Origin of the sequence: Amycolatopsis circi (assembly GCF_003385235.1) — a bacterium.
Lineage (GTDB): Bacteria > Actinomycetota > Actinomycetes > Mycobacteriales > Pseudonocardiaceae > Amycolatopsis > Amycolatopsis circi.
Genome location: NZ_PQIA01000295.1, coordinates 1 through 1,632, shown reverse-complemented (window position 1 = coordinate 1,632; position 1,632 = coordinate 1). Strand labels below are relative to the sequence as shown.

Here is a 1,632-nt window from a genome sequence, read left to right as displayed (position 1 = left end):
CGTCCGGGTCGCGGAAAGCGTCGGCCGCACACCCGCTTGCGCGCCCACGCACCCGCCCGTGCCCGCACGCCCGCTTACGCACCCGCACGCCCGCTTGCGCGCCCACTTGCGCGCCCGCTTGCGTGCCCGCTTGCGTGCCCGCAGCCCGCGCCGCGGCATGCGGCGGCTGCGAGGCACCCGCGAGGCGGCAAGCGCGCCTGCGCACAGCGGCGGGGCGAGGCGCGGCGGGGCGGTCGGGAGGTCGTGAGTGTTTACCCCGGTTAGAACCGGGATTGCCGCTCACGAGGGGTTGACCGCGAGCGTCCGGCAGTTGCCCGCCAGCGCATGAACGTTCGCTCCCGGCCCGGGGCGCGGCGAGCATGATGGGCATGTCCGACCCTTCCCCTGACGAATGGCGCACCTACGACGAGTTCGCCGCCGGGATCGACACCTACCGGCTGCCCAACGCGGATCTTTCCGGGCGCGAACTCACCGTCACGCTCGACGACGGTGCGAAGCTCGAGCTGCGGTTCCTCGACGCCGAACGCCTCACCCTCAACGGGGTCGAGGACCCGTACGACGCGGTCGCCGTGCGTCCCGACGTCTTCTTCGTGAACCTGCCGCTGACGAGCGTCGAGGGCGAGTCCCTCACTGTCGTCTACTCGACCACCACGCACCGCGCGATGACCGTGCGGTCGGTGATCGGCGACGAGGACGTCGAAGGCACGCCGCGGGTTTCGCAGACCTTCCACGCCGGCACCACCGACGGCGGCGAGCCGACTGGTGACGTGCCCGGTCCGTCGCGAGACCTCATCGGCAAGCGCAACGTCTACCGCTACAGCCCGAACCACTTGTACGAGCACGTTTATCTCTCCTCCGAGCGCTACTGCTGGCAGTGCGTCGAGGGCGTGCAGCGCGGGCACGGCGACGTGGACATGTCGACCGTCTGGAAGTTCGCCGACGGACTGTACCTGTTCTGCTTCCGGGAGTTCCGGATCGCGGTGGCCAGCGTGTGGCTGCACGACCTCGGCTACGACCTGCGCACCACCGGCGTTTTCCTCGGCATCACCGGCGACGGCCGGTCCGAGCACTCCCGCGCGGGCGGGCACATCTACCCGCTCGGCTCGATCAGCTACCCCGACGTCCAGCCTGTCTAAGGAGTTTCCCCGTGTCCAATGTGGACGTGATCACCGCGCACTACGAGGCAAGCGACCGCGGCGACCTCGACGGCATGCTCGCCCCGATCGGCCCCGACACCACCTGGACCGAGGCGGCCGGATTCCCGTACGCGGGCACCTACACCGGCCCGGACGAGGTGAAGCGCAACGTCTTCGAGGCGATCGCGCGCGACTGGGACGGCTACCAGTTCTCGCTGTCCGCGCTGCTGGACGCCGGCGACTCGATTGTCGGGCTCGGCACCTACACCGGCACGAACCGCAAGTCCGGCAAGGCATTCACCGCGCGCGTCGCGCACGTGTGGAAGTTCGACGGCGACAAGGTCGCGAGCTTCGAGCAGATCGTCGATTCCGCCCCGGTCGCCGCGGCGACCGACTGAGTCTCCCGCGAAACGGCGGTGCCGGTCCTTCCCCCGGCACCGCCCCCGTTCTCTCTCCCCTCCCCCTCCTGGCACTGTGGACCGGAAAGCCGAGCCAT

General features: G+C 70.2%; 2 protein-coding genes. Both read left to right on the top strand.

The window, feature by feature from the left end; all coding sequences use genetic code 11:
* The first annotated feature begins 368 nt into the window (after window positions 1-368).
* Complete coding sequence (locus D0D37_RS46345) at window positions 369-1,136, top strand: MoaF C-terminal domain-containing protein (RefSeq protein ID WP_208720584.1); 768 nt, start codon at window positions 369-371, stop codon at window positions 1,134-1,136.
* 11 nt (window positions 1,137-1,147) lie between these two features.
* Entirely contained in the window at window positions 1,148-1,534 is a 387-nt protein-coding gene (locus tag D0D37_RS46340) for a nuclear transport factor 2 family protein (protein ID WP_116206900.1), read from the top strand.
* Window positions 1,535-1,632: the final 98 nt, after the last annotated feature.

Bases quoted from the DNA above. Each gene is read 5' to 3' on its own strand.
- D0D37_RS46345 (WP_208720584.1), top strand. From the start codon at position 369: ATGTCCGACCCTTCCCCTGACGAATGGCGCACCTACGACGAGTTCGCC.